The organism is Catenulispora subtropica (genome assembly GCF_039531675.1).
In the GTDB taxonomy this organism is placed as follows: domain Bacteria; phylum Actinomycetota; class Actinomycetes; order Streptomycetales; family Catenulisporaceae; genus Catenulispora; species Catenulispora subtropica.
Window position 1 is genome coordinate 47966 of sequence record NZ_BAAAQM010000046.1, and the last position, 25472, is coordinate 73437.

The 25472-nt window shown below is 73.4% G+C and carries 24 protein-coding genes; 12 read left to right on the forward strand and 12 right to left on the reverse strand.

Annotated features, from left to right (window positions below; all coding sequences use genetic code 11):
* The first annotated feature begins 23 nt into the window (after positions 1–23).
* Positions 24–3308, forward strand: coding sequence for an AfsR/SARP family transcriptional regulator (locus tag ABD466_RS31785; RefSeq protein WP_344660905.1), 3285 nt, complete (start codon positions 24–26; stop codon positions 3306–3308).
* Between the two features lie 46 nt (positions 3309–3354).
* Complete coding sequence (locus ABD466_RS31790; RefSeq protein WP_344660906.1) at positions 3355–3747, forward strand: MerR family transcriptional regulator; 393 nt, start codon at positions 3355–3357, stop codon at positions 3745–3747.
* Positions 3748–3837: 90 nt separating this feature from the next.
* Here the strand turns inward: ABD466_RS31790 and ABD466_RS31795 are convergent, their stop codons facing one another.
* The 6 genes from ABD466_RS31795 to ABD466_RS31820 form a co-directional block, all read right to left on the reverse strand.
* The gene (locus ABD466_RS31795) at positions 3838–4956 is read right to left on the reverse strand and encodes an AAA family ATPase (RefSeq protein WP_344660907.1); all 1119 of its coding nucleotides are present in this window, start codon (positions 4954–4956) and stop codon (positions 3838–3840) included.
* Positions 4953–5621: a nicotinamide riboside transporter PnuC gene (pnuC, locus tag ABD466_RS31800; protein WP_344660908.1), complete on the reverse strand. Its 669-nt coding sequence runs from the start codon at positions 5619–5621 to the stop codon at positions 4953–4955. The genes ABD466_RS31795 and pnuC overlap by 4 nt, the downstream gene beginning before the upstream one ends.
* Positions 5622–5714: 93 nt before the next feature.
* On the reverse strand, positions 5715–6920 hold the full coding sequence (locus ABD466_RS31805) for an acetyl-CoA acetyltransferase (RefSeq protein WP_344660909.1): 1206 nt from the start codon (positions 6918–6920) through the stop codon (positions 5715–5717).
* Complete coding sequence (locus ABD466_RS31810) at positions 6920–8326, reverse strand: OB-fold domain-containing protein (RefSeq protein WP_344660910.1); 1407 nt, start codon at positions 8324–8326, stop codon at positions 6920–6922. Before ABD466_RS31810 ends, ABD466_RS31805 begins: the two co-directional genes overlap by 1 nt.
* Positions 8327–8367: 41 nt before the next feature.
* Entirely contained in the window at positions 8368–9948 is a 1581-nt protein-coding gene (locus ABD466_RS31815; RefSeq protein WP_344660911.1) for a hypothetical protein, read from the reverse strand.
* A 121-nt stretch (positions 9949–10069) separates the two neighbouring features.
* Entirely contained in the window at positions 10070–11908 is a 1839-nt protein-coding gene (locus ABD466_RS31820) for a substrate-binding domain-containing protein (protein WP_344660912.1), read from the reverse strand.
* 214 nt (positions 11909–12122) lie between these two features.
* On the opposite strand from ABD466_RS31820, the gene ypfJ reads away from it, so the two are divergent.
* The 6 genes from ypfJ to metK all read left to right on the forward strand — a co-directional run bounded on the left by ypfJ (position 12123) and on the right by metK (position 17513).
* Positions 12123–13073 (forward strand): KPN_02809 family neutral zinc metallopeptidase, encoded by a 951-nt coding sequence (gene ypfJ, locus ABD466_RS31825; RefSeq protein ID WP_344660913.1) that lies wholly within the window; start codon positions 12123–12125, stop codon positions 13071–13073.
* A gap of 437 nt (positions 13074–13510) precedes the next feature.
* Complete coding sequence (gene mihF, locus ABD466_RS31830) at positions 13511–13825, forward strand: integration host factor, actinobacterial type (protein WP_344660914.1); 315 nt, start codon at positions 13511–13513, stop codon at positions 13823–13825.
* Between the two features lie 99 nt (positions 13826–13924).
* A complete protein-coding gene (gene gmk / locus ABD466_RS31835; protein ID WP_344660915.1) occupies positions 13925–14533 on the forward strand; it encodes a guanylate kinase in 609 nt (202 codons plus the stop codon).
* Positions 14534–14614: 81 nt separating this feature from the next.
* On the forward strand, positions 14615–14896 hold the full coding sequence (gene rpoZ, locus ABD466_RS31840) for a DNA-directed RNA polymerase subunit omega (protein WP_344660916.1): 282 nt from the start codon (positions 14615–14617) through the stop codon (positions 14894–14896).
* An 80-nt stretch (positions 14897–14976) separates the two neighbouring features.
* Positions 14977–16200, forward strand: coding sequence for a bifunctional phosphopantothenoylcysteine decarboxylase/phosphopantothenate--cysteine ligase CoaBC (coaBC, locus tag ABD466_RS31845; RefSeq protein WP_344660940.1), 1224 nt, complete (start codon positions 14977–14979; stop codon positions 16198–16200).
* 113 nt (positions 16201–16313) lie between these two features.
* The gene (gene metK / locus ABD466_RS31850) at positions 16314–17513 is read left to right on the forward strand and encodes a methionine adenosyltransferase (protein WP_344660917.1); all 1200 of its coding nucleotides are present in this window, start codon (positions 16314–16316) and stop codon (positions 17511–17513) included.
* 58 nt (positions 17514–17571) lie between these two features.
* Here metK and ABD466_RS31855 read toward each other — a convergent pair whose 3' ends face one another.
* Positions 17572–17802 carry a hypothetical protein gene (locus ABD466_RS31855; RefSeq protein ID WP_344660918.1) on the reverse strand — a complete coding sequence of 77 codons (231 nt, stop codon included), beginning with the start codon at positions 17800–17802 and terminating at the stop codon, positions 17572–17574.
* Between the two features lies 1 nt (position 17803).
* The gene (locus ABD466_RS31860; RefSeq protein WP_344660919.1) at positions 17804–18364 is read right to left on the reverse strand and encodes a carboxymuconolactone decarboxylase family protein; all 561 of its coding nucleotides are present in this window, start codon (positions 18362–18364) and stop codon (positions 17804–17806) included.
* 124 nt (positions 18365–18488) lie between these two features.
* Between ABD466_RS31860 and ABD466_RS31865 the strand changes: the two genes are divergently transcribed.
* Together ABD466_RS31865 and ABD466_RS31870 are read left to right on the forward strand one after the other, a co-directional pair.
* Positions 18489–19112 (forward strand): TetR/AcrR family transcriptional regulator, encoded by a 624-nt coding sequence (locus tag ABD466_RS31865; RefSeq protein ID WP_344660920.1) that lies wholly within the window; start codon positions 18489–18491, stop codon positions 19110–19112.
* Complete coding sequence (locus tag ABD466_RS31870) at positions 19109–19318, forward strand: hypothetical protein (RefSeq protein WP_344660921.1); 210 nt, start codon at positions 19109–19111, stop codon at positions 19316–19318. Before ABD466_RS31865 ends, ABD466_RS31870 begins: the two co-directional genes overlap by 4 nt.
* Here ABD466_RS31870 and ABD466_RS31875 read toward each other — a convergent pair.
* Genes ABD466_RS31875 through ABD466_RS31890 form a run of 4 tightly spaced genes read right to left on the reverse strand, consistent with a single transcriptional unit; the run spans position 19313 to position 23274 of the window.
* Positions 19313–20419 carry a Gfo/Idh/MocA family protein gene (locus ABD466_RS31875; protein WP_344660941.1) on the reverse strand — a complete coding sequence of 369 codons (1107 nt, stop codon included), beginning with the start codon at positions 20417–20419 and terminating at the stop codon, positions 19313–19315. The genes ABD466_RS31870 and ABD466_RS31875 overlap by 6 nt on opposite strands.
* 2 nt (positions 20420–20421) lie before the next feature.
* Complete coding sequence (locus ABD466_RS31880; protein ID WP_344660922.1) at positions 20422–21168, reverse strand: sugar phosphate isomerase/epimerase family protein; 747 nt, start codon at positions 21166–21168, stop codon at positions 20422–20424.
* A gap of 29 nt (positions 21169–21197) precedes the next feature.
* The gene (locus ABD466_RS31885) at positions 21198–22118 is read right to left on the reverse strand and encodes a sugar phosphate isomerase/epimerase family protein (RefSeq protein WP_344660923.1); all 921 of its coding nucleotides are present in this window, start codon (positions 22116–22118) and stop codon (positions 21198–21200) included.
* 1 nt (position 22119) lies between these two features.
* On the reverse strand, positions 22120–23274 hold the full coding sequence (locus ABD466_RS31890) for a Gfo/Idh/MocA family protein (RefSeq protein WP_344660924.1): 1155 nt from the start codon (positions 23272–23274) through the stop codon (positions 22120–22122).
* Between the two features lie 148 nt (positions 23275–23422).
* Between ABD466_RS31890 and ABD466_RS31895 the strand changes: the two genes are divergently transcribed.
* Positions 23423–24601: an ROK family protein gene (locus tag ABD466_RS31895; protein WP_344660925.1), complete on the forward strand. Its 1179-nt coding sequence runs from the start codon at positions 23423–23425 to the stop codon at positions 24599–24601.
* A gap of 25 nt (positions 24602–24626) precedes the next feature.
* Positions 24627–25469: a DUF3626 domain-containing protein gene (locus ABD466_RS31900; RefSeq protein ID WP_344660926.1), complete on the forward strand. Its 843-nt coding sequence runs from the start codon at positions 24627–24629 to the stop codon at positions 25467–25469.
* Positions 25470–25472: the final 3 nt, after the last annotated feature.

Consider the following 25472-nt stretch of genomic DNA (forward strand, 5'->3'; position numbering starts at 1 on the left):
GGGGTGCCGCGTATCTTGGTCGGGTGGCAGACGGCACGTGGCGGTTCAGCGTCCTGGGTCCCGTGCGCGGCTGGGGCCCGGACGGCGAACTCGATCTGGGCTCGCCGCAGCAGCGTGAGCTGCTGGCGCTGCTGGTGCTGCGCCCCGGCCGCGCCGCCACCGCCGAGGAGCTCATCGACGCGCTGTGGGGCGAGGACGCGCCGAAGGGCGCGCTGAGCACGATCCGCACCTACGCCTCCCGCCTGCGGCGCGCGCTGGGCGGTCCGGCCGCGGCGGCCGGGTCCGCCGCGGTGAACGCTCCGGCCGGCCCGATCATCTCGGTGGCCGGCGGCTATGCGCTGCGCGTCGACCGGTCGGCGGTGGACGCGCTCCGCTTCGAGGCCTGGCAGTCCGAAGCGGCCCGGCTCCGGGCCGCCGGCGATGTCGCCGCGGCGGCGCACAGACTGCACGAGGCGCTGCGGCTGTGGCAGGGCGAGCCGCTCGCCGGGCTGTCGGGCCCGTTCGCGGCGGCGCAGCGGGCGCAGCTGGCCGAACGCCGGCTCGGCGCGCTGGAGACCCGGATCGCCCTGGACCTGGAGCTCGGCCGGCACGTCGCGGTGACCGCCGAGCTGGCGGCGCTGGCCGCCGAGTTCCCGCTGCGCGAGCGCTTCCGCGAGCTGCAGATGCTGGCGCTGTACCGCTGCGGGCGCAAGGCGGAGGCGCTGGGCGTCTACGAGGAGACGCGGCGGACGCTGGCCGGGGAGCTCGGCGTGGATCCGGGGCCTGATCTGCGGGCTCTGCGTCAGCGGGTGCTGGCCGGGGACCCGGGTCTGGAGCCGGATCCGTCGCGCGAGCCGGAGGTGCCGGAAGCCGGCGGGGCTCTCGTCGCCGACGGCGTGATGGTGCCCACTGCAAACGGTTCCGGGTCGTTCGGGATCACGCGTGACGTCGCCGAGGAAGGGGCCGGGCCCGGCCTGGGCCTCAGCCGGACCGCGGGGGCCGGCGTCGCTCCCGTCCCCAGCTCCGTCGTCGGCTCCGTTCCCAGCTCCGTTTCTGGTTCCGTCTCCGGCTCCGTCTCCAGCTCCGTCTCCAGCCCCGTCTCCCCGGCGCAGCTCCCCGCCGACGTCGCCGACTTCACCGGTCGCGAAGCCTGGTCGCGTCTGCTGGTCGGCCTGCTGCAGCCGTCCGACGCGGTGCGGGTCGTGGTGCTGTCCGGGATCGGCGGCACGGGCAAGTCCACGCTCGCCGTGCACGCCGCCCACCTGGCCGCCGCCGGCTTCCCCGACGGCCAGCTGTTCGCGAGCCTGCGCGGCACCGACCGCGACGCGGCCGAGCCCGGCGGCGTGCTCGGCGGCTTCCTCAGGGCTCTGGGAACCGACCCCGGGGCGGTGCCGGACACCCTCGCCGAGCGGGCGGCGATGTTCCGGACCGCGCTGGCCGGGAGACGGGTGCTGGTCGTGCTCGACGACGTCCGCGACGCCGGGCAGATCCGGCCGCTGCTGCCCGGCGCGTCCGGGTGCGCGGTGCTGGCGACCAGCCGGTCGCGGCTCACCGGGGTGCCGGGGGCGCGGCTGCTGGAGCTCGGCGCGTTCGATCCCGACGAGGCGCTCGCGCTGTTCCGCGCGGTCGCGGGGCCGGAGCGGGTCGCGGGCGCGGACGAGGCGGTGCGGCGCGTGGTCGCCGAGTGCGGGCATCTGCCGCTGGCGGTGCGCATCCTGGCGTCGCGGCTGGCCGCGCGGCCCCGCTGGACCGCCGAGACGCTGGCCGGGCGGCTGCGGGACGAGACCCGGCGGCTGGACGAGCTGCGGGCCGGGGACCTCGCGGTGGAGGCCACGTTCCGGCTCGGGTACGAGCAGCTGGCGCCGGAGCAGGCGCGCGCGTTCCGGCTGCTGGCCGTGCCCGATGGTCCGGACATCGGCGTCGAGGCGGCCGCCGCGCTGCTGGACCGGGACGAGGAGGTGACCGAGGAACTCGCCGAGGAACTGGTCGACCTGTGCCTGGTCGAGTCGCCGAGCCCGGGCCGCTATCGGCTGCACGCGCTGCTGAGGATGTTCGCCCGGCGCCTGGGCGCCGACGTCGACGGGCCCGCTGCCGCGCGCGCCGCACTGGACCGCTTGATCGAACACTATCTCGGCGTCGCGGCCGGGGCGGCGAAGGTGGTCAACCGGTGCGGCGCCAGTCTCGTGGGGCTGATAGCGGCTCCGGCGTCGAAGGCGGTGCCCGCGGATCCGGCCGGGTGCATGGCGTGGGGCGAACGCGAGCGCGAGGCCGTGTGCGCGGCGGCGGCGCAGGCGCTGGCGAGCCGGCGGGACGGGGCCGGGGCGGCGCGGGCCGGCGTCGTCGACGCCTGCGGTGACCTGCTGTATTGGATGGGCATCCTGTGCCAGTCCGGGCAGGGCGACCAGGACCTGGCGCGGCTGGCGGCGGTGGTGATCGACGAGGCGGACCGGGACGGGAACCGCCGCGCCGAGGTGATCGCCCGCTCGCAGCTCGCCCAGTCGCTGTCGCAGGCCTGGTACTTGGACGAGGCGCTGGTGCAGGCCACGGCGGCCGTCGCGGTGGCGCGCGGGCTGCCGGAGCCGGGGTACCTGCTGGAGGCGCTGTCGGTGCTGTCCGGCAACCACTGGCGGGCCGGGCGGGACGAGGAGTCGGTCGAGGTCTCCGCCGAGGCGTTGCAGCTGCTGCGGACCGTCGGCGCGGGGTGGGAGGAGCTGTCGGAAGCGCAGCTCAACCTGGCGCAGTGCCTGTGCCGGGTGGGCCGGCCGCAGGAGGCGCGGGAGCTGGCCGAGCGCGGGCTCGGGCTGCGGCGGCTGCACGGCGATGTCAGCGCCCTGGCCGACAGCCTGCACGCGTCGGGCATGGTGCTGCGGGCCGCCGGCGCGCCCGAGCGCGCCGTCGAGTGCCATCGGGAGGCGGCGGACATCCACCGCGCGATCGGGCAGCACCGGCGCCTGGGGTGGTCGTTCCTGCGGATGGCGGAGGCGCTGTTCGATCAGGGTTCCCACGGCGAGGCGCTGGAGGCGGCGCAGGAGGCGGGGGAGATCCTGACCGAGCTCGGTGACCGTCCCGGGCTCGGTCTGGCCCTGGTGCTGGTCGGGCGGGTGCGGGACAGGCTCGGCGACGGCGGCGGGGCACGCACGGCGTGGCAGGAGGCTTATACGGTGTTCGAAGGGACGTCTTCGCCGGTCACGGCGGAGCTGCGGGCGTTGCTGGGTGTGGACGGCGGCGCGGAACGTGAGCCGGCGGCCGGCGGGCCCGACGAGGCCGCCCCCCTCATCGGGCGCTGGCCGACGTGGCTCCCCCGGCATCCGGTGCCGCCACGGAGCTGAGGAAAATCCTTGAGCGTGCTCCAGGTCGAGCTTCTACGATGGCCGGATGACCGAGACCTATTCCCCGGCCCAGACGGTCGAGATGTCCGGATTCAGCCTGGACACCCTGCGCTACTACGAGCGCATCGGGCTGATCGAGCCGGTCCGCAGGGCCGCCGGGGGTCACCGCCGCTACAGCGATGACGACCTCGGCTGGCTCGACATGCTCCGCTGCCTGCGCGGCACCGGCATGCCGATCGCGCAGATGCAGAGCTTCGCCGCCCTGGCCCGCGAGGGCGACGACACCGTCGCCGACCGGTTGGCCCTGCTGGAGGAGCACGACGCCGCGGTCGGGGCCGAGCTGGCCCGCTTGCTGGAGCAGCGGGGCAAGATCCGGGCGAAGATCGACTACTACCGGTCCTCCTTGGCGCAGCAGCCGGCGGTGTGCGAGCCGCAGTAGAGCACAGGCGGGTGGGCCGGCGCGCTCGCCGGCCTCCCCGCCCGGCGGGGCCGATGCGCCTGCCGCGGCGGAACGCAGCCGGGTGGGCCTTCACCCCAGCGGATCCGCCAACCTCCAGCCGTCCGCCAGCATTCCGTCGACCGCCTCCAGCGCCGTCCGCAGCCGCTTGTCGCGGTCCCCGCTCACCTCGATCCACGGCACGTCGCCGGCCGTGAGCACCTCGCGGAAGCGCTCTGTCATCCAGCCGCGCAGGTGCTCGCCGTCGCGCAGGCCGTCGTCGTCGAAGGGGACGTCGGCGTCGCCGGTGAGGACGTAGAGGGCGCGTGGCGGGAGTTCGGCGGCGAGTTGGGCCACGTCCTCGGTGGTGCGGCCCATGTAGCGTTCCTGCCAGACGGTGGTGGCGAGCGCGTCGGTGTCGCAGACCAGGATCGGGCCGCCGAGGCGGGCCCAGCGGTCCTCGTCGGCGGTTTGGCGGACGGCCACGTCGACGAAGTCCTCGTCCGTCCACTCCAGGTCGAACACGGTGGGTTCCGGGTCGCCGGCGTGGGTGGCGCGGGCTCGGGCGGCGGCCAGTTTGGCGGCGGTGAGTTCGCGGCCGTACTCGCCGACCCAGCCGGTCACGGAGTGCAGGCCGCCGCGGGCCCGGAGGGCGGTGGCGAGGCCCCGGGACAGGGTCGTCGTGCCGGTCGACTCGGCGCCGACCACGACCACCCGCTTGGCGAACCAGGCTCGGACGCCCGCGTCCAGGTCCAGCCAGTGCGCCGGCGGGTCGCGGCGGACGGCGGTGCCGGATACCGGGAACATGCCGCGGGCGCCGTCCAGGCGGACGTCGGCGGCGTGGAAACGGCGGGCCAGCTCCCGCCCGTAGCTCTCGGAGCCGAACACCGCGTCGACGGCCACATCGAAGTTCTGACCCGCGGCGATGCCTTCGCGCATGAGGGCCACATGCCCATCCCACACGTCGGCGTCCCCGTAGTCGACCGGGAGGTTGTCGACGACGCCGGTGACGCACACGTGCGGCTGGTCCGCGTACGCCTCGCGCAGCCACGCCACGCGCGCGGACAGCGGGATGGACTCGACGTCGGCGGCCATCGCCACGACTGTCACCCGCCGGCAGGAACCGGCCGCGGAGCGGATCAGGAAGTGGTGGCCGGCGTGCGGCGGGTAGAACTTGCCGATCACCAGTCCGTGCTCGAACAGGCCGCTCACAGCGCACCCGCCGGGGCCGCCTCGGCCACCGCGGTGCGCGGTGGTGACGTCTCCTGCCGTCGCCAGGCCCGGATGCCCAGGACGCACAGTCCGAGGAAGACCACGTACACGATCCCCGTCAGGTACAGCGACTTCACGAAGTACAGCGGGATGTAGACCACGTCGGCGGCCATCCAGAAGTACCAGTTCTCGAACAGTTTCAGGTTCAGCAGCCACTGCGCGCCCAGCGACAGGGCGGTGGTGAGCGCGTCCCAGAACGGGGCGATGTCGTCGGCGTGCCGCAGCACCACCGTCAGCGCCCAGGTGGCCGGCACGATGAAGATCAGCACGCCGATCAGCATGCCACGGCCGGCGTGGGCCGCCGTCCGGCGGCTCCGGCGCGCGCCGCCGTGCAGCCACTGCCACCAGCCGTGGGCGCCGAGGGCGAAGTAGACGATCTGCAGGACCGCGTCGGCGTAGAGCTTGGCGGTCCAGAACAGCACGAAGAAGAACACGTTGTTGGCCAGGCCCACCGGGAAGTTCCAGATCCGGGCCCGGACCGTCAGCCACACGCCCAGCGCTCCGGTGACGAAACCGAGCAGTTCGGCCCAGCTGACCTCGTCGCTTCCGAACGTGAACAGCACCGTGTCCAGCGGCGCCACCAGCTGTTGCAGGAAGTGGTTCACGGAAAGCCCCCGATCACACCGATTATCGTCGAGGTGACGATAATCGGTGTGATCGGGATCTGTCCAGCCTCCGCCGGCTTCCGGGCGCGCAGCTCAGGCGGTTTCGCCGGGGCGGGTGCCGAGGATCGACACGAACCCCACCATTTCCCCGGGGTAGCCGCCGAGGTTGTGGGTCAGCGCCAGTTCCCGCTCGCCGTAGGTGCCGATGCGGCGGTCGTCCGGCGCCTCGCCGCGCAGTTGGAGCCACGCCTCGTAGATCATGCGCAGCCCGGAGGCCCCGACCGGGTGGCCGAAGGACTTCAGGCCGCCGTCGGGGTTCACGGGCAGGTCGCCGTCCCGGTCGAAGGCGCCGGACAGGACGTCCTGCCAGGCCTTGCCGCGTTCGCAGAAGCCCAGGTCCTCCATCAGCACCAGCTCGGTCGGGGTGAAACAGTCGTGCACCTCGGCCATCGCCAGCTCGCGGCGCGGGTCCGTGACGCCGGCCTGGCGGTAGGCGTCCTCGGCGGCGGCGACGATCTCGGGGAACGTGGTGTAGTCGTACCCGGGGTCGCCGAGGGGCAGGCCGTTGCCCGCGACGAGCGACAGGGCTTTGATGTACAGCGGCTTGTCGGTGTAGCGGTGGGCGTCCTCGGCGCGCACGACGATCGCCGCCGCGGCCCCGTCCGCGACGCCCGCACAGTCGAACACCGACAGCTCGCCGGCCACCCTCGGCATCGCGACCAGCTGCTCCACCGACCACTCCCTGCGGAACTGGGCCTTGGGGTTGCGGGCGCCGTTGGCGTGGTTCTTGGCGGCGATGCGGGCCAGGACCGTGCGCATGTCCTCCGGCGAGACCCCGTATTTGGCTCCGTAGGCGGGGACCACCATCGAGAACATCGCGGCGGCGGTGACGGTGCGGGCGGTGCCGTCGCCGGGGATCGGGAAGGCGTTCAGGCCCTGGTGGCCGGAGTCCTTCACCTTCTCGACGCCGACGGCCATCGCGACGTCGTAGGCGCCGGACGCGACAGCGTAGGCGGCCTGGCGCAGCGCCTCCGATCCGGTCGCGCAGTAGTTCTCGACCCGGGTCACCGGCTTGCCGGCCAGTTCCAGCGGGCGGGCCAGGGTGATGCCGCTCATGCCGGACTGCGCGGTGCCGAGCCAGTACGCGTCGATCCGCTCCTTGGCCAGACCGGCCCCGGCGAACGCCTCGCCGGTCGCGGAGAGCAGGAGCTCGTCGGCGCCGCTGTCCCAGTGCTCGGCGAAGCGGGTGCAGCCCATGCCGACGATGGCGACGCGGTCCTTGATGCCGTGCGAGGCCATCAGTTGTTCCCCCCTCGGATCGGACGGGCCTTCCAGAAGTAGTTGTGCACACCGTCGGCGCTGCTCAGCCGGCGGAAGGTGGCCTGGACGCGCAGGCCGATCGCGACCTCGGCGGGGTCCACGTCGGTGAGCTCGATCGGCAGGCGGCCGCCGCCGTCGAAGTCGACGACCGCGAACACCACCGGCGGGCTGGGGGAGTAGGCGAGCCGGTCCACCGTGAAGGTGACGATCGTGCCCTCGGCCGACGCGGCGGGATGCGGGGCGTCGTCGAAGGCCGAGGGCGGGAGGTGCACGCTGCCGTCGGCGCGTTCGGACCCGACGAGCGCGAACTTCCAGTCGACGGCCCGCGCCGCCGCCGAGGCCGAGGTGCGGGCCGGTTCGGGACGCCGTGGCGGCTCGACCGGGAGGAAGCCGCGCCAGGCCAGGTAGCGGCCGTAGGAGACGAGGCCGCCCTGGGCGATCTGGCCGGCGACGGTCGGGCGTTCCCGCACCGCCCGGTGAGCGGCCAGCGCGTCCGTGGTGCGCCAGAGGAACGCGTCGGCACCGTCGGCCAGGACCAGCAGCGCGAGGGTCTGGCCGGGCCGGGCGTTCTCGAGCGCCGACGCCAGCAGGAGGCCCGGCTGAGCCGCGCCGGCGTTGCCCACCGTGGTGCGGAACGGGTCGTGGAGGCGATCGGCGGGGACGCCGGTCTTCTTCAGCGCCGACGTGGCGGCGCGCTCGTGGGTGCCGGCGATGAGAAGCAGGTCGACCGCGTCGGCGGTGTGGCCGGTGGCGGCGAGCAGCGCGTTCCACGCCTCGGTGGCGAGGGTGGTGTAGCGGGTCTCGCCGAAGCGGTCCTCCCACGTCTTCGAGCTCTGGTCGCCCGGGGTGCGCCAGCGGTCGAGGAACTCCTCGGTGGCGCTGGTGTGGCCGAGGAGTCCGGCCAGGACCGGCGCTTCGCCGGTGCCCTCGCCGATGAGCAGCGCCGCCGCCCCGTCGCCGCCGGCGGCCTCGTCGGCGCCGCCGGGGCGGCCGGTGCGCAGGTCGGAGGCGACGACGAGGTGCGTGCCCGTGCCGGTCAGGGCCGCGTCGAGGCAGCCGACCGCGGAGCGGACCGCGCCGGCCGCGTCGTACGCGGCGGCGGTGCGGGGCAGCCGGAGCGCGGCGTGCACTGCGGTGGCGTTGGTGCGGTCCTGATAGGCCGGGGCGGTCGTGGAGAACCACAGGGTTCTGACGTCCGCGGCGTTCGGGCCCCTCGTGCCCAACGCGGCGCGCGCGGCCGCCACGCCCATCGTCGTCGTGTCCTCGTCGTAGGACGCCACGCTGCGCGTCCCCTTGCCTCCGCCGCCTCCGGCCACCGCCGCGACGGCGGACAGGTCCAGCCTCCGGTACGGCAGGTGGACGCCCCACCCCAGGATTCCTCGCATGGCGGCATGGTAGCCGAAATCTGATGGGGCGTCAGATTGCCTTACGGGACTTCGCCGGCCAGTTCCTCCAGCCCCAGGCGGATCAGCTCGCTGGAGACGTCGCGGTCCAGGTCGCGGTGGCACGCGCAGCGGCGCACGGGGATGTTCAGCGCCACGCAGATCGCCGCGCCGTAGAGGCGGACCGTGCGGGCGCGGTTGGCGTCCGAGGCGCCCACCGGATGCGAGATCGCCGCCGCCACCTGGTCGGCGAGGTCCTCGCGCTCCCGGTTCACGCCGAGCCAGCGCATCGAGGCGCCGGCGGTGGAGCGCAGCGCCGCCGCCGCGGAGGGCGCGAGGCCGTCGACGGAGCGCGCCAGCCGGGCCAGCGAGATGCAGTGCGCCGGACTCCACTCGGCGTAGCAGCGCTGCCACAAGTCCGGGCCGAGCACCGTCGACAGCACGGTGCGCAGTGGCGGCTTCGGCGCGGGCCGGCTGAAGCCGGGCACGACGAAGTCGGGGACGGAGAGGTCGTCGGGGAGGCCGACGAGGGTCGGCGGGTCGGCGGCCGGGGCGGGAGCGGGGGTGAGGACGGGAGCGGGGGCGGGAGCGGTGTCAGCGTTCTCCAAGCCGTATCCGGGTCCGGGGCGGGCGACGGATTCGGAGCCGGTGGCGGAGTCGAGACCGGTGTCGGGGACCGCGTCTTCAGGCGTGGCGCCGGGCGCGGATCCCGGCACCGGGCCGGGCTGGGGCTGCCGGGCGCTCAACACGACGCTGCGCATCGGTGCGATGCGGGGCGGGCGCGGGCGCCGGGGCAGCGGCTCGGGCTCGGGTCCGGGCTCGGGTCCGGGCTCAGGTTCGGGCTGCGACGCGTCCTCGGCGGACCCGGACTCGACCCGCGGCTGGATCACCGTCGGCGCCTCGTCACGGAACAAGGGACGGACGCCGAGCCAAGCCTGCTCGGCCGCCGATTCCGGCTCCGGCTTCGATCCCCGCTCCGGCTCCGGCTCCACCTCGTCGCGGAACAGCGGCCGAGGGCGCGGGCGCACGGGCTCGGGCTCGTCGTCGTCCTCCGCGTCCCAGAAGTGGGGATACGGAGGCTCATCCTGGTCGTGCTTGCGCAGGTAGTCCTCGATGATCCGGGCCTCGCGCCGATCCGGGCGCGCGGGCTCGTTGGGCGCGTCCCCGCGCTCGGGCCGGGGGTGCTGCCGGCGGGGCAGCCCGTCGTCGGCCGGTTCCGGGCGGCGGCTCAGCTCGTTGAGCTTCGCGTCGCGCTCCGGCACCCCGGGACGCTCCTCGTCCTCCTCGCCGAACAGGATCCGCGACGGGCGCGAATGCGGCGGTTCGGGCACCCAGAACGGCTCGTCCGGGTCGTCGGGCTCCGGAGGGTCCTGATCGCCCTTGTCCACGTCCTCGCCCCACTTCTCGGCATGGGCCGCCGCGATCTCGTCGCGCGCCGACATCCAGCCCGCCGGACCGGCCGGCAGGGCCGGGTCCTCCAGCGTGAGCGTGCGCATCGCCAGGCGCGGCGCCGGCAAGGCCGCGCCGCCCAGATCGCGGTGCTGATGGCAGCGCATGCCCTGCTCGCGCACGTGCCGTTCGCACGCGCTCCCGTCGCGAGTCGGAGCCCCGCAGTGATACGCCATGCAGGCATGTTCTCGGCTCCGGCGCGGATCTGTCATCCGGTTCGCAGGGTTCGTCCACGTCGGATTCCCACGAAGCCGTCGTCAACGCCTCGCGAACCGCTCACAGTGGCCTGATCTGCCCCTATTGCGTGGTCGTGCTCCCCAGGACGGCCGCGGTCATCTGCCCCATGTCGCCGAAGTGGACCGCCGCCCCGCCGGTGACCGCGGTGATCTTGTTCAGCAGGGTGAGGTCCACGTCGGTGCCGAGGGCGACCACGAAGACCCGCACCGGCTTCGCCGGGTCGCCGGCCGCCTTCAGCTTGGCGATGAGCTGGTCGGAGCTCATGCTGTTCAGGCTGTCGTCCTTGCCGTCGGTGAACACCACCACCGTGTTCACCCGCGCCGGGTCCCAGCCCTTCAGCACCTCCTGGTACGCCGCCAGCAGCGCGTCGTAGAGGCCGTTGCGCGAGCCCGGCTTGTCCGTCAGGGCCCCGTACGCCGCCACCATGTGCTGCCCGTGCGTCCCGCCGCCGGCGTCGGCCGAGCCCAGCTCCGCGATCGGCAGCAGGGTGTCGATCTCGGTGCTGCCGGGGGTGCCGCGCGCCGTGGTGAACGTCCACAGCCCCATCGCGGCACGGGTGCCGAACAGCGCCATCGCCTTCTCGCACGCCGCCGCGGTCATCTGCAGCCGGGTCTGGCCGCCGGTTCCGGGCACGGTCTGCGCCATCGAGCCGGACACGTCCACCACCGCCAGCATCCGCAGCTGCTTGTTCAGCGTGTCCCACAGCGCCAGCGCGTGGACGGCCGCGCCGCCGTCGGCCCGCGCCGACGGCTCGAGCAGGTTCCCGCGCAGCTCCGGATCGGCGGCCAGCACCTGCGTCGCGGTGCCGTCCGGCGAGCGGAAGCCGTGCCGGTGCAACGTGTCCTGCGCCGTGGCCAGCAGGTAGGTCCGCAGCCTGTCGGCGGCCACGGCGTGGGCGTCGTCGGCGCCGTTGAGCACGGCCAGCGGGTAGTCCAGCGAGGCCGACCCGTCCGACGGGTACAGCGCGGCCAGCGGCACCTTCGGCTTGGCGCTGTTGTACTGCCAGACCTTCTGCTCCGAGGCCGGGAACGCGACGACGCCCGCACCGGTCGTCCCGGTGGCGCCGGTCTGCGGCAGCTTGGCCAGCAGCTCCGGAAGCGACGGCGTCACGTTGTCCGCCATGCCCTTGACGAACCCGGTGATCCCGACCTTCAGCTGCGGGTCGTTCACCGCCTGCCCGAGCATGTGGTCCAGCACGATCAGCGCGGCCAGCCCGGAACCGTCGTGCGCCGGGTCGGCGATCGCGACCAGCGGCCCGCCCTGGGCGGCGGTGCCGGCCGAGCCCTGTGCCTGCGCCTGGGACAGCGCGAGCTTCACCAGCTGCTCCCAGCTGAACGCGCCCTGGGCGCCCTGGCCGTCCGCTCCGCCCTGGGCGCCCTGGGCACCTTGACCGCCCGGCCCGCCGAGCAGGTCGGCGACCGGCTTGGGCGCCGCCACCACGGTGGGGGAGTCGGCGACCGAGCTGCCGTTCTGCGGCACCGCCGCCCTGCCCCGGTCGGTGGTGCGCGCCACGTCCAGCCACAGCGAGGAGTCCGGGATCCAGACGTCGGGCTTGGCCGTCAGGTTCGAGGCGGTGGCGGTTCCGGCCAGGAAGTGCGCCATGTCCGCCGAGTCGGTCTGGGTCAGCACCACCCGCACGCACGGCACCGGATCCGGCGCCAGCAGCGGCGTCAGCACACCGGCCAGGTCCGGGGCGGCGGCCACGGACAGCACCGTGGGCCCGGCGGCGCACGCGGCCGGGCCGGACGCGGCGGCCGGGGCCGACCGGTGGTTGAGCGCGTACCAGCTCGCGCCGCCGCCGGCCGCGCCGAGGACCACCACGACCGTGACGGCGATCGGCACGGACACGCGGGCGCCGTGGCGCGGGGAGGTGGAGCGGTGGCTGTGCCGTTGCGCCATGGCGCGTCCCTTCCGTGTGACCCCTGACACTCGCGGAACGCGCGCAGGCTAGTGGGTCAGGGTACGGATTTCCAGAGTCCCGGCGCCCGGCGGGCATTACCGCCGCACCCGCGTGTCGTGGCCGGCCGGGGCGCTTGGTCCGGGAAAATGCGGGTACGCCCGTGGTCCAGGCGCCGCGAGGGCGCCGGCTGACGAGTGAGGAGCCCCCGACGCCATGCAGTTCGACGACGACGCCCAGCTGGACTCCAGCCAGGTCAGTGACGAGCGCGGTTCCGGTCCCGCGGGCGGCGGCTTCGGCGGCGGCTTCGGACTCCCCGGCGGCAGAGGCGGTCTGCTCGGCCTGATCGTGGCGGTCGTCGCGGGCCTGATCGGCGTCCCGCTGGCGCTCACCGACGGCGGCTCCAACGCCGGCACCACGCCCTCGAACGCGGTGTCGGCCACCGGGAGCGGCCCCGCAAGCGCGGTGGACACCGGCACGCTGGCGAGCAAGTGCCGGACCGGGGCCGACGCCAACGCCGCCGACGACTGCCGGGTGGTGGCCGTGGTGAACTCCGTGCAGAACTACTGGTCGGGCTTCTTCGCCCGCAACGGCCGGAAGTATCCGCAGGCGCAGACCGTCCTCTACAGCGGCGCCACCCGCACCGGCTGCGGCGACGCCACCTCGGCGGTCGGCCCGTTCTACTGCCCGGCCGACCGGACCGCGTACCTGGACCTGGGCTTCTGGCAGGAGCTGCGCACCAAGTTCGGAGCCCGGGGCGGCCCCTTCGCGCAGGCGTATGTCATCGCCCACGAGTACGGCCACCACATCCAGAACCTCACCGGCTCGATCCGCAACAGCCAGGGCTCGCAGCAGGGCGCGAACAGCGGCGCGGTGCGGGTGGAGCTGCAGGCGGACTGTTACGCGGGGCTGTGGGCGCACTACGCGACCACGACGAAGGACGCCTCCGGCAGGGTGCTGATCAAAGACCTCACGAAGCAGGACGTCGCCGACGGCCTGGACGCGGCCGCGGCCGTGGGCGACGACCGGATCCAGAAGGAGTTCCAGGGACGGGTGACCCCGGAGACGTGGACCCACGGGTCGGCGGCGCAGCGGCAGAAGTGGTTCCTCACCGGGTACCAGACGGGGGATTTCAACGCCTGTGACACCTTCCGGGGAGCGGTCTGAGCCCTCGGCGCCGAACCGTCGCGAAACACGTTCCTCCGTTGTCGGGTCGTTACGCGGGCGGCGGACCCGTCATGGGCTCCGCACCCCCGTGCCCGATACCGCGGCGCGCGCAAAAGGCGGTTCGGGCAAAGCGATCTGACGCGATATCAGGGGCATGACGATGTGCTGCCAGGCCGCCGATCCGCATCGAATCGTGTCCGTTTGGCACCCCTATCGCAGAGTATGCACACCCGGTACCGCGACGAGAAGCGGCGATCCCCTCTCCTTGCCCCCGACTACGGGTGTACGCTGCGGATTCGTTCCACCAGTTGCACCCGTGGGATCCGTCCGCCAGGTGTGGTCCCGCATGTTCCGGGGATGTTCGAGGTATGCCATAGGGCCTCGGGCGATCCGGGACAAGTCCACCGACAGTACTCGAAGTCCAGAGGTGAACAGGCGTGGCTCTTCCGCCCCTCACTCCAGAACAGCGTGCGGCCGCTCTCCAGAAAGCTGCCGAAGCCCGGCGTGAGCGCGCCGCCTTGAAGGCCCGCCTCAAGGCGGGTGGCGTGACGCTCTCCGACGTCGTGCGCGAAGGCCAGAAGAACGAGATCGTCGGCAAGATGAAGGTCTCGGCGTTGCTGGAGTCGATGCCCGGCATCGGCAAGGTCCGGGCCAAGCAGATCATGGAGCGTCTCGACATCTCCGAGACGCGCCGGATCCGCGGCCTGGGCGCCAACCAGATCGCTTCGCTGGAGCGTGAATTCGGCGCGTGACGCCTGCCACGCCCGGGCGCCACGCCATGGCGTCGGGCTAGGCGACGCGTGAAAGATCCGTCGGAATCGCGGTCGGTCGGACCGGTACGATCTTCTCTTATGAACGATCGCGCCGGGACGGACGGCCACGGTTCCGACACCCTTTCCCCCGCACTGCTCACAGTGCTCTCCGGGCCCTCCGGTGTCGGCAAGACGACACTGGCCGCCCAGGTGCGCGAGGCGCACCCCGAGGTGTGGCTGTCGGTCTCGGCCACCACCCGCACGCCCCGCCCCGGCGAGATCGACGGCGTGCACTACTTCTTCTACGACCGCCCCATGTTCGAGGACCTGATCGCCAAGGGCGAGTTCCTGGAGCACGCCGAGTACGCCGGCAACCTGTACGGCACCCCCCGCCAGCCGGTCGAGGAACGCCTGGACTCCGGCCAGCCGGTGCTGCTGGAGATCGAGCTGCAGGGCGCCCGCCAGATCCGCACCACCATGCCCGAGGCGCGCCTGGTCTTCCTGGCCCCGCCGTCGTGGGAGGTGCTGGAGCAGCGGCTGCGCGGGCGCGGCACCGAGCCCGAGGACGTCATCGCCAAGCGCCTGGCCACCGGCCGGACCGAGCTGGCCGCGGAGTCGGAGTTCGACGTGACGATCGTGAACACCACGGTCGAGGAGGCGGCGGCCGAGCTGGTGCGGCTGGTGACGGAGCCCGCATCGCGCGCTTGAGGCGCCTCCCGAGCTGTTATCCTTGTACGTCCGGATTCTTCGGTTCCGGTAACTGATCTTGATCTAGAGGAGTCCTCACGCGTGTCCGCCACTGAGCCCGAAGGCATCATCAACCCGCCGATCGACGAGCTGCTGGACGCCGCCGGCTCCAAGTACAGCCTGGTGATCTACGCGGCCAAGCGCGCCCGGCAGATCAACGCCTACTACTCGCAGCTCTCCGAGGGTCTGCTGGAGTACGTCGGCCCGCTCGTGGACACGCACGTCCACGAGAAGCCGCTGTCGATCGCGCTGCGCGAGATCAACGCCGGTCTGCTCACCGCCGAGCCGATCGAGGCCGGCGCCCCCGGTTCGGTCGTGCAGTAGCTCGCACGGAACCGGCCGACCCCAGGTCGGCTGTCACGCCGTGACCGCATTAGGGTCATACCGTGACTGAATCTTCCTCGATGCCGTCTCCCCGCGTCGTTCTCGGCGTGGGAGGCGGCATCGCCGCGTACAAGGCCTGCGAGCTGCTGCGGCTGTTCACGGAGTCCGGGCACGCCGTCACCGTCGTGCCCACCGCCTCGGCGCTGCGCTTCGTCGGGGAGCCGACCTGGGCCGCGCTGTCCGGGCGGCCGGCCGCCACCGAGGTGTGGGAGGACGTGCACGAGGTGCCGCACGTGCGCATCGGCCGGCACGCCGACCTGGTCGTCGTCGCCCCGGCCACGGCCGACCTGCTGGCCAGGGCCGCGCACGGCCTGGCCGACGACCTGCTCACCAACACGCTGCTCACCGCGACCTGCCCGGTGGTGTTCGCGCCCGCGATGCACACCGAGATGTGGGAGAACGCGGCCACCCGGGAGAACGTCGCCACCCTGCGCCGCCGCGGCCTGTACGTCATCGAGCCGGCCGTCGGGCGGCTCACCGGCGCCGACACCGGCAAGGGCCGGCTCCCGGACCCCTCGGCGATCTTCGAGTACTGCCGTTCGCTGCTGGGACGCGGCAGCGCCGAGCCGGATCTGGCCGGGCTGCGCGTCGTGGTCTCGGCCGGCGGCACCCGCGAGCCCATCGACCCGGTCCGCTTCATCGGCAACCGTTCCTCGGGCAAGCAGGGCTACGCGCTGGCCTCCACCGCGGCGGCCCGCGGTGCCCGGGTGACCCTGGTCGCCGCCAACACCGCGCTGCCCGATCCGGCCGGGGTCGACGTCGTCAGGGTGTCGACAACGGCCGAACTCCGGGACGCCGTGCGCGCCGCCGCGCGCGAGGCCGACGTGGTCGTGATGGCCGCCGCCGTGGCGGATTTCCGGCCCGCCGAACCCGCCGAGGCGAAGATTAAGAAGAGCGACGACGCCTCGGCCCCGGAGATCCGCCTGGTGCAGAACCCGCACGTGCTGCGTGAGCTCGGTCACTCCCGGATGCGGGAGGGGCAGACGGTGGTGGGGTTCGCCGCCGAGACGGGTGACACGCACGGGACGTGGCTCGAACACGGCCGCGCCAAACTTGCCAAGTACGGCGTCGACCTGCTGGTCGTCAACGAGGTCGGGACCGACCTCACCTTCGGCGCGGACCACAGCGCGGCCGTCGTGATCGGCGCGGACGGCTCCGAGGAGGCGGTTCCGGACGGTCCGAAGGGGCGGCTCGCCGATGTCATCTGGGATCGTGTCCTTAAGGTGCGCAGTCCTACCGACTAGACTGTCACCGCGGTCGTTTCGATCTTGTCTGGGTGTCGTGCGTGTCCGGCACCGTGGGAACGGGGCGTCGCGTCGACCTGTAGTCAGCAGCCGCTGCGAACTGAGGAGTACCCATGCCCGGTACCGTCCGCCGCCTGTTCACCTCCGAATCGGTGACCGAGGGGCACCCCGACAAGATCGCCGACCAGATCAGCGACGCGATCCTCGACTCCCTGCTCAAGGACGACCCGAAGTCCCGGGTCGCGGTCGAGACCCTGATCACCACCGGCCAGGTGCACATCGCCGGCGAGGTCACCACCAGCGCCTACGCCGACATCCCGCGCCTGGTCCGCGAGACGATCCTGAACATCGGGTACGACTCGTCGAAGAAGGGCTTCGACGGGGCCTCCTGCGGCGTGTCGGTCTCCATCGGCTCGCAGTCCCCGGACATCGCGCAGGGCGTCGACGACGCCTACGAGTCGCGCGTCGAGGGCGACCAGGACGAGCTCGACCGCCAGGGCGCCGGCGACCAGGGCCTGATGTTCGGCTACGCGTGCACCGACACGCCCGAGCTGATGCCGCTGCCGATCGCGCTGGCCCACCGCCTGTCGCGCCGGCTGTCCGCGGTCCGCAAGGACGGCACGGTGCCCTACCTGCGCCCGGACGGCAAGACCCAGGTGACCATCGAGTACGACGGCGCCAAGGCCGTGCGCCTGGACACCGTGGTGCTGTCGACCCAGCACGCCTCGGACATCGACCTGGAGAACCTGCTCACCCCGGACATCCGGGAGCAGGTCGTGGCGCCCGAGGTGGCGGCGCTGGAGCTGGACACCTCGGGCTACCGGCTGCTGGTGAACCCGACCGGCCGCTTCGAGATCGGCGGCCCGATGGGCGACGCCGGCCTGACCGGCCGCAAGATCATCGTCGACACCTACGGCGGCATGGCCCGGCACGGCGGCGGCGCGTTCTCCGGCAAGGACCCGTCGAAGGTGGACCGCTCGGCGGCCTACGCCATGCGCTGGGTGGCCAAGAACGTGGTGGCCGCCGGCCTGGCCGAGCGGTGCGAGGTGCAGGTCGCGTACGCGATCGGCAAGGCCGAGCCGGTCGGCGTGTTCGTCGAGAGCTTCGGCACCGGCGTGGTCGAGGACGTGAAGATCCAGCAGGCCGTGCTCCAGGTGTTCGACCTGCGCCCGGCGGCGATCATCCGCGACCTGGACCTGCTGCGCCCGATCTACTCGCAGACCGCGGCCTACGGGCACTTCGGCCGGGACCTGCCGGACTTCACCTGGGAGCGCACCGACCGGGCCGAGGAGCTGAAGCGGGCCATCGGCTGAGCGAGCGTCGAAGAACCCCGGCTCCCTGTGGGGGGCCGGGGTTCCCTTGTGTCCTCCGCTACGCGGCCGTGCCCTGGCAGTCGGCCGGCGCCGGGTAGACGACCCGGCGGACACCGGGCGCCGAGACGATCTGGACCCGGTCGCCGCCGCGGTGGGCCAGGTGCAAGTAGCCGCCCTGGACGGCGATGCGGACGTCTTTCAGCACACTGGTCGCGACCCCGTTCGCGTCGTCGGCGGTGTACCCGCTGACGAGCTCCACCAGGTCGGCGTCCCGCCATTTCATCTCCATGTCACCGGGCTCCTTCCAGCGCCGGGGCGGCCGGGAAGTCGAGGTCCGGCTTCGCGAGGTGGTTGAAGTAGTTCGACAGGACGTTGAGGGCCACGTGCGCCACCACCTCGGCGAGCTCGGCGTCGGTGACGCCGGCGGCGCGCGCCTCCTCCAGCTGCTGGTCGCCGACCTGCCCGCGGGTCTCGATGAGGGCGGCCGCCAGGCGCAGGATCGCGTCGGTGTGCGGGTCGGCGTCGTGCGCGTGCCGGGTCGCCTGCAGCTCCTCGGGCGTCATCTTCAGCAGCCGCTCGCCGCGCATGCTGTGGGCGGCGACGCAGTAGTCGCAGTCGTTCTCCTGGGCGGTGAGCAGGGCCAGCTGCTCGCGGTGGCGCTCGGTCAGGGCGCCGGTCAGCAGGCTGTCGCGCAGGGCCAGGTAGCCGCGCAGGGCCGCGGGGCTCTGCACGAGGGTGGCGTAGAGGTTGGGGACGCGGCCGAGCTGCCGCTTGGTGGCGTCGAGGAGGTCGTGCTGCTCGGCGTTCGCCGACTCCGGGGTGACCTTCGTGATCCTTGGCTGAGTGTTCACAGCAAAGATGGTACCGACCGGTACCGTTTGACGCCAAGGGGTCGGCGGAAGTTCGGTACCGATCGGTTCCTTTTCCCGGCTCAAGGGTGGCGAAATAACGGCACCAACCGGTACCATCCGGGGTATGGCAGTGAGAGCCCGGGAACGTCTGCTGACAACGGCGGAAGAACTCTTCTACGCCGAGGGGATCCGCGCGGTCGGCGTGGAGCGCATCCTGTCCGAGTCCGGCGTCGGCCGGGCCTCGTTCTACCGGCACTTCACCGGCAAGGACGACCTCGTGGTGGAGGTGCTCTCCGGCCGCGACGAGCGCTGGCGGGAGTGGCTGCGCACCGCGGTCGACGGCTACGACCTGCCGCCGGCCGACCGCCCGCTGGCCGTCTTCGACGCGCTGAGCGAGCGCTTCGCCCGCGACGACTTCCGCGGCTGCGCCTTCATCAACACCATGGTCGAGGCCGCCGACCGCGACAGCGCCGCCCACCAGGTCGCCGCCGAGCACAAGAGCTCGGTCACCGAGTACCTGGACACCCTGCTCGCCGACGCCGGTCGCGACGACCACGCCGAACTGGCCCCGGAGCTGATGCTGCTGGTCGACGGCGCCATCGTCACCGCCCTGCGCGAGGGCACCCCGGAGGCCGCGGTGCGGGCCAAGCGGATCGCCGCGGCGCTGCTGGCCCGGCAGCCGGATCCGGCCGATCCGCGGGAGGCGGTGCGGCGCCGGCTGCGGGTGGTCACCGGCGGGATCCGGTGACGGGCGAAGAGGGCTGGATCAGCCTCGGGGTGTACGAGCTCGAACCCCCGGCCGAGGCGATGACGATCGCGCGGACGTGGTGCGGCGACCGAGGGGGGCTCGGCGCCGACGATGTCATGGTCCAGCCGCTGTGCGGCCGGGACCATGACGGTCGCTGGTCGCGGGAAGCCCGGATCTTCGTCCGGGCCACCGCGGCCGGGCTATAGCGTCGCCGCGAACGGATCCCACTCCTCCGGCAGCGGCTCCAGCTTCTCGGCCCACTCCGCCACGCTCTCGAACGCCGCGCCCCGCGCCGAGGCGGCGATCGCCGCCATCACCTCGAGCACGTGCAGCGCCAGCCCGCCGGACGCGCGGTGCGCCGTCCCGGCCCGCAGCGCCCGGGCCATGTCCAGCACGCCGATGCCGCGGCCGACGGCCGTGCCGGTGGTGTCGATGGTCTCGGACTCCTCGGCGCCGGCGCGCCGGATCCGGAGCCTGCCGTTGAAGTGGTTCGGGTCCGGGACCAGCAGCGTGGCCTCGGTGCCGGTGATCTCGATGCTCTGGCGCACCGCGGGGGAGTCGAAGCTGAAGGTGGTGGCCGCGCCGGTCCCGCCGGCGAACTCCAGCAGGGCCGTGACGTGCGTCGGGACCTCGACCGGGAACTCCGTGCCGGCCTTGGGGCCGGAGCCGATGACCCGGGTGGCGCGCGCCCGGTGGCCGGTGGCCGCGACCGAGGCGACCGGGCCGAGCAGCGCCACCAGCGCCGTCAGGTAGTACGGGCCCATGTCGAACAGCGGCCCGGCGCCGTGCGCGAACAGGAACTCCGGACTCGGGTGCCAGCTTTCCGGGCCGGGGCTCTGGAACCACGCGGCGGCCGCCACCGGGGTGCCTATCCCGCCGGAGGCCACCACGCGCAGCGCCGACTGGAGTCCGGCGCCCAGGAACGTGTCCGGGGCGTTGCCGACCCGCAGCCCGCGCCCGGCGGCCTCGGCCAGGACCGCCCGGGCCGAGGCCGGGTCCAGCGCCAGCGGCTTCTCGCCGTAGACGTGCTTGCCGGCGGCCAGCGCCGCCAGCGCGACCTCGGCGTGCGCGGCCGGGATGGTCAGGTTGACCACCAGCTCGACCTCCGGCAGCGCCAGCACCTCGGTGAGCGAGCCGCCGGCCGGTATGCCGTACTCGGCGGCCGCCGCGGCGGCGCGGGCCTGGTCCAGGTCGGCTATACCCACGACCCGCAGGTCGGGGAAGCGCGTGAGGTTCTGCAGATACTGCGTGCTGATATTGCCGGCGCCGACGACCGCGACGCCGACCGGTCCGCCCCCGCTGCCCATGGTCACGCCCCCTCCAGGCCGTTCAGGTACTCCAGGCTCCGCCCGACCGCGTCGAAGATGTCGGTCGCGCACGCGTCCAGCTCCACGACCCGCCAGGCGTCGGCCGGCGCCGCGGCCAGGATCGCCGGCACCGGCATCGCGCCGTCGCCGACGGCCACGTGCGGCTCGCCCTTGACCTTTGGCCCGTCCTTCACATGCAGGGCCACCACGCGGTCGCCGAGGCGCTCCAGCACCGCGGCCGGGTCCGCGCCGCCGACGGCCGCCCAGTAGGTGTCGATCTCGAACACCACCTCCGGGGCGGTGAGGTCGGCGAGGGCCTCCAGCGCGTGCCGGCCGTCGAGCACGGGCTCGAACTCCCACCAGTGGTTGTGGTAGCCCAACCGCAGACCGTGCTCCCCGGCGCGCGCGGACAGCGTGTTCAGCAGGTCGGCGGCACGTTCCAGGCCGTCGCGGGTGGTGAAGTCCTCCTCCGGGATGCCGGCCGGCAGGATCGCCAGGTCGGTGCCGAGGACGGCGACGGCCTCGAACACCGGCGCCGGGTCCGGCTCGTGCAGCATCGCCATGGCGTGCGCGCCGGAGACGGCCAGGCCGAGGTCGTCGGCCAGGGCCCGGAAGCCCTTCGGGTCGGCCGTCGGGTCGAAGGGCTCGACGGCGGTGTAGCCGAGCCGGGCCAGACGCGTGAGCGTGGCTTCGCGGTCGGCCATGTGGTCGCGGACGGTGTAGAGCTGGACGCTCGGCTTGCGGGTCATGGACGTAGCCTTCGTTCTCGAATTCTCGGTCAGCCGACGATGAGCGGGGACAGCGTGCGGTGGGCGATCCGCAGGCCCTGCTTGACCTTCTCCTCGGTGCCGCCCCACACCGGGTCCTCGTGCTCCACGCTCAGCACGCCGGTGAACCCGCCCTCGTACAGCGCGTCCACCACACCGCTCCAGTCCACCTGGCCCAGGCCCGGGATGCGGTAGCGCCACCAGCCCTCGTCCCAGGGGTGCTCGCGGCTCAGGGTCTTGCCGAAGAACCCGTAGCGGTTGCGCGCGGCCGGATCCAGCTGTGTGTCCTTGGCCTGCGCGTGCGGGATCCGGTCGACGTAGGGCTTCAGCGCGGTGACCGGGTCGATGCCCAGCCACAGCAGGTGCGAGGGGTCGTAGTTCAGGTAGAGCCCGAGGGAGAACATCCACTCCCACAGCTCGGGGGAGTAGGCGAGGTTGCCGGGGTAGCCGTCGGGGTGCCAGCCCTCCATCACGCAGTTCTCGATGATGATCTTCACGCCGCGCTCGCCCGCGTGGTCGACCAGCCGCGGCAGCGTCCGCTCGGCCAGCGCGACGTTCTCCTTCACGCTCAGCCCCGGGTGGCGGCCGATGAAGGTGCCGACGGTCTCGACGCCGAGCAGCGCCGCGGCGTCGATCGCGTGCAGGACGTGCGCGGCGATCTCCTCGCGGCGCGTGGCGTCGGGGTGCAGGTTGTTCTCGTAGTACGCCAGCGACGACAAGGTCAGGCCGTGCTCGGCGAACAGCTCGGTGACCTCGCCGGCCTGGTCGGCGTCGAAGCGCGCGACGTCGATGTGCGAGGCCTCGAACTCGCGGCCGCCGACCTTCGGCCAGACCGCGACCTCCAGCGCTTCATAGCCGTGCTCGGCGGCCCACGCCGCGACGGCGGGCAGCGGGACCTGGGGCAGGCAGGCGGTCAGGAAGCCGAGCTTCATGTCAGGACACCTCGATCCAGGAACGGTGCGCGGCCGAGGTCAGGACCGCGTCGGTGATGTGGGCGGTGCGAGCGGCGTCGGCGAAGGCCGGGTAGGCGGGCGTGCCCGCGCGCAGGTCCGGGTCCGCGACGGCGGCGTAGACGTCGGCGGTGAAGGCGGCGAAGCAGTCGCGGTAGCCCCAGGGGTGGCCGGCGGGGACGGCGTTGATCCGGGCGGCGGCGGGGGAGAGGGCGTCGCGGCGCAGGATCTCGGTGCGGTCGCGGCCGCCGAACAGCAGCGACTCGGGGTCCTCGCCGTCGAAGCTGACGCTGCGGTCGGCGCCGTCGATCTCGAACCAGAGGCGGTTCTTGCGGCCGGGGGAGACCTGCGAGACGACCAGGGCGCCGGTGGCGCCGCGGTCGGTGCGGAACAGGACTTGGACGGCGTCCTCGGTGGTGACGGCGACATCGTCCGCGGCGTCCGCGGCACCGTCCGCGCCGCTGGCGGGTCCGCCGGCGGTGAAGGTCTCCCGCCCGGCCGCCGACCGCTGCGGCAGCACGGTCTGCGTCGCGGCGATCAGCTCGCTGATCCGGTGCCCGCTGACCCACTCCACCAGGTCGCACCAGTGCGAGCCGATGTCCGCGAAGGCCCGGGAGGCCCCGCCGACCGCCGGGTCCACGCGCCAGTTGTTGTCCTCCGGGCGCGCGAGCCAGTCCTGCAGGTAGTGACCGTGGATGAGCCGGACCGCGCCGAGCTCCCCGGCCCGGACCCGCGCCCGCGCCTCGACGGTCATCGGGTGGTAGCGGTAGACCAGCGGCACGGCGGCCACCAGTCCGGAGCGTTCGGCCAGCGCTGTGAGCTCGTCGGAGTCCGCGCCGCCCAGCGACAGCGGCTTCTCGCAGACCACGTGCTTGCCGGCCGCGAGCGCCGCGCGGACCAGCGGGCCGTGCAGCGCGTTCGGGGTGCAGACGTGGACCACGTCGACGTCGTCCGCGGTCGCGAGCTCCTCGGCGGTGGCGAAGGCGCGTCCGGCGTTCAACCGCTGAGTCGCCGCCTTCGAACGCTCCGGCGTCGAGGCCGCGACCCCGACCACGGCGCCCCCGGCGCGGCGGATCGCGTCGGCGTGCACCGCCGCGACCATCCCCGCCCCGGCGATGCCGGCCCGAATCGTCGTCATCCGTGAATCCCTTCCGACTGGTCGGCTTCTGCGGTCGACGATATTGCCGCTCTTTACGACTGACAAGCATCTTCATTAGGCTGACTTCTGTCATAAAGACGCGGCGCATCGTCCGGTGGCGACGCGCGAACCGGCGGGAGGGGCCCGAATGAACAGTGCGGCCAGACGGCGCCTGGCGTCGCTCAGCGAGCTGGCCGGCCTGGTCGCCGACGGCGCGGCCACCACCCGCTCGGCCATCGCCGGCGCCACGGGGCTGTCCCGCGCGGCGATAGCGCAGCGCGTGGACCTGCTCATCGAGCGCGGGCTGCTGGTCGAGACGGACCCGGCGGCCACCGACCGCGGCCGCCCGCCGCTCACCCTGGACCTGTCCGACGCCGAGATCGTGGTCGCCGGCTGCGATCTGGGCGCCACCCACAGCCGGGTCGCGGTCGCCACCCTGTCCGGCCGGGTCCTGGCCGAGCGGGCCCGCGCCATCGACATCAACACCGGGCCGGACGCGGTCCTCGCCGGCGTCCGCACCGACCTGGAGGAACTGCTCGCCGCGGCCGGGCGCCCGGGCACGCACCTGCGCGCCGTCGGCATCGGCGTCCCCGGCCCGGTGGAGTTCGCCAGCGGCACCGTGGTCCGCCCGCCGATCATGGCCGGCTGGGACGGCTGCCGCGTCCCGTCCTTCTTCGAGGGCCGCTACGACGCCCCGGTCCTGGTCGACAACGACGTCAACACCATGGCGCTGGGGGAGTACACGCACCGCCGGGACAGCCGCCACCTGCTCTACGTCAAGGTCGGCACCGGCATCGGCTGCGGTGTCGTCTCCGGCGGCGTGCTCCACCGCGGCGCCTCCGGCGCGGCCGGCGACATCGGCCACATCCAGCTGCCCGGCCACGAGGACGTGCTCTGCCACTGTGGCAACACCGGCTGCGTGGAGGCCGTCGCCTCCGGCTCGGCGATAGCGGCCGCCCTGCGGGAGCAGGGGATCGAGGCGGTGGGCGCCGGAGACGTGGTCCGGCTGGTCTCCGAGGGACAGCCTGCGGCGCGGCGCCAGGTGCGCCTGGCCGGACAGCGGATCGGCGAGGTCCTGGCCTCGCTCGTGTCCTTCCACAACCCCGACACCATCGTCATCGGCGGCATCCTGGCCCAGCTGCACGAGGACCTGCTCGCCGACGTGCGGGCCGTGATCTACCGGCGCGCGCTGCCGCTGGCGACCCGCAGCCTGGCGATCGAGACGTCGGTGCTCGGCGAACGCGCCGGGGTGCTGGGCGCGGTCCGGCTCGCGGCGCGGCATCTGCTGTCCGCGGAGGGGATGGCGGGGATCATCGGCGAGGTCTGAGGCGCGCCTGCGGGATACTGCCGCCATGACGGACGCCACGCTTCCGGAAAGAGCCCGACGCGCCCTGGACCACGTCGCCGCGCGCTCATCGGGGCCGCCGGTCGATCCGGAGCTGCGCGTCACACTGAACTTCCATCCCGACCGCGACGATCCGCCGATCCTGGCGGCGCTCGCGACCGCCGGACGCTACCGGTCGCAGTTCGCCACCGGGACCGGCAACGGCGGCCTGACCGCCCGTCCCGGCGGCGACCGCTGGCGCTGGGAGAGCCGCATCTTCGGCGGCGCCTACGACGACGCCGACCCGGAAGACCGGCCCGTCTACGGCGCGCTGAACTTCCGGCACAACCCGGCCGGCGCCGCCCCGCGCTTCGGCTCGGCGCACTTCGTGCTGGCGGCCGAGGCCGTGGGCCGCGCGACGTTCTGCTACCCGGACAGCCACCTGGACCCCGAAGACTTCGGCGTGGCCGGAGCGCTGGACCTGATCGCGACGGCGCTCGCCGACACGGAGGCCGACGCCCTCGACGACTACATCGAAGCCCAGGTCCACGGCCCGGTCGGACTGGCCACCGACATCGAGGCACTGGTGCTCGACCCCTGCTACCGGGGCACGCCGGTCGAGGAACTCGCCCACGCGCTGCCCTGCCCGGTGCGATGGCACGGCGGTTTCCGCCTCACGGTGGACGAAATGGCTCGCCATCCCGACTACCGCGGTCCCGAGTTCGTCCTTCTGGCGCGGGAGATCGCTCCGGACGGCCTGCTGACACCGCGAGTCATCGGCGAGGCCGCCCGGACCGGGAAGTACGATCCGCAGGCGTTGAAGCGCGTGTGGCACTACGTGGCGCGCTTCGGTGCGTACCAGGCTCTTTAAGCG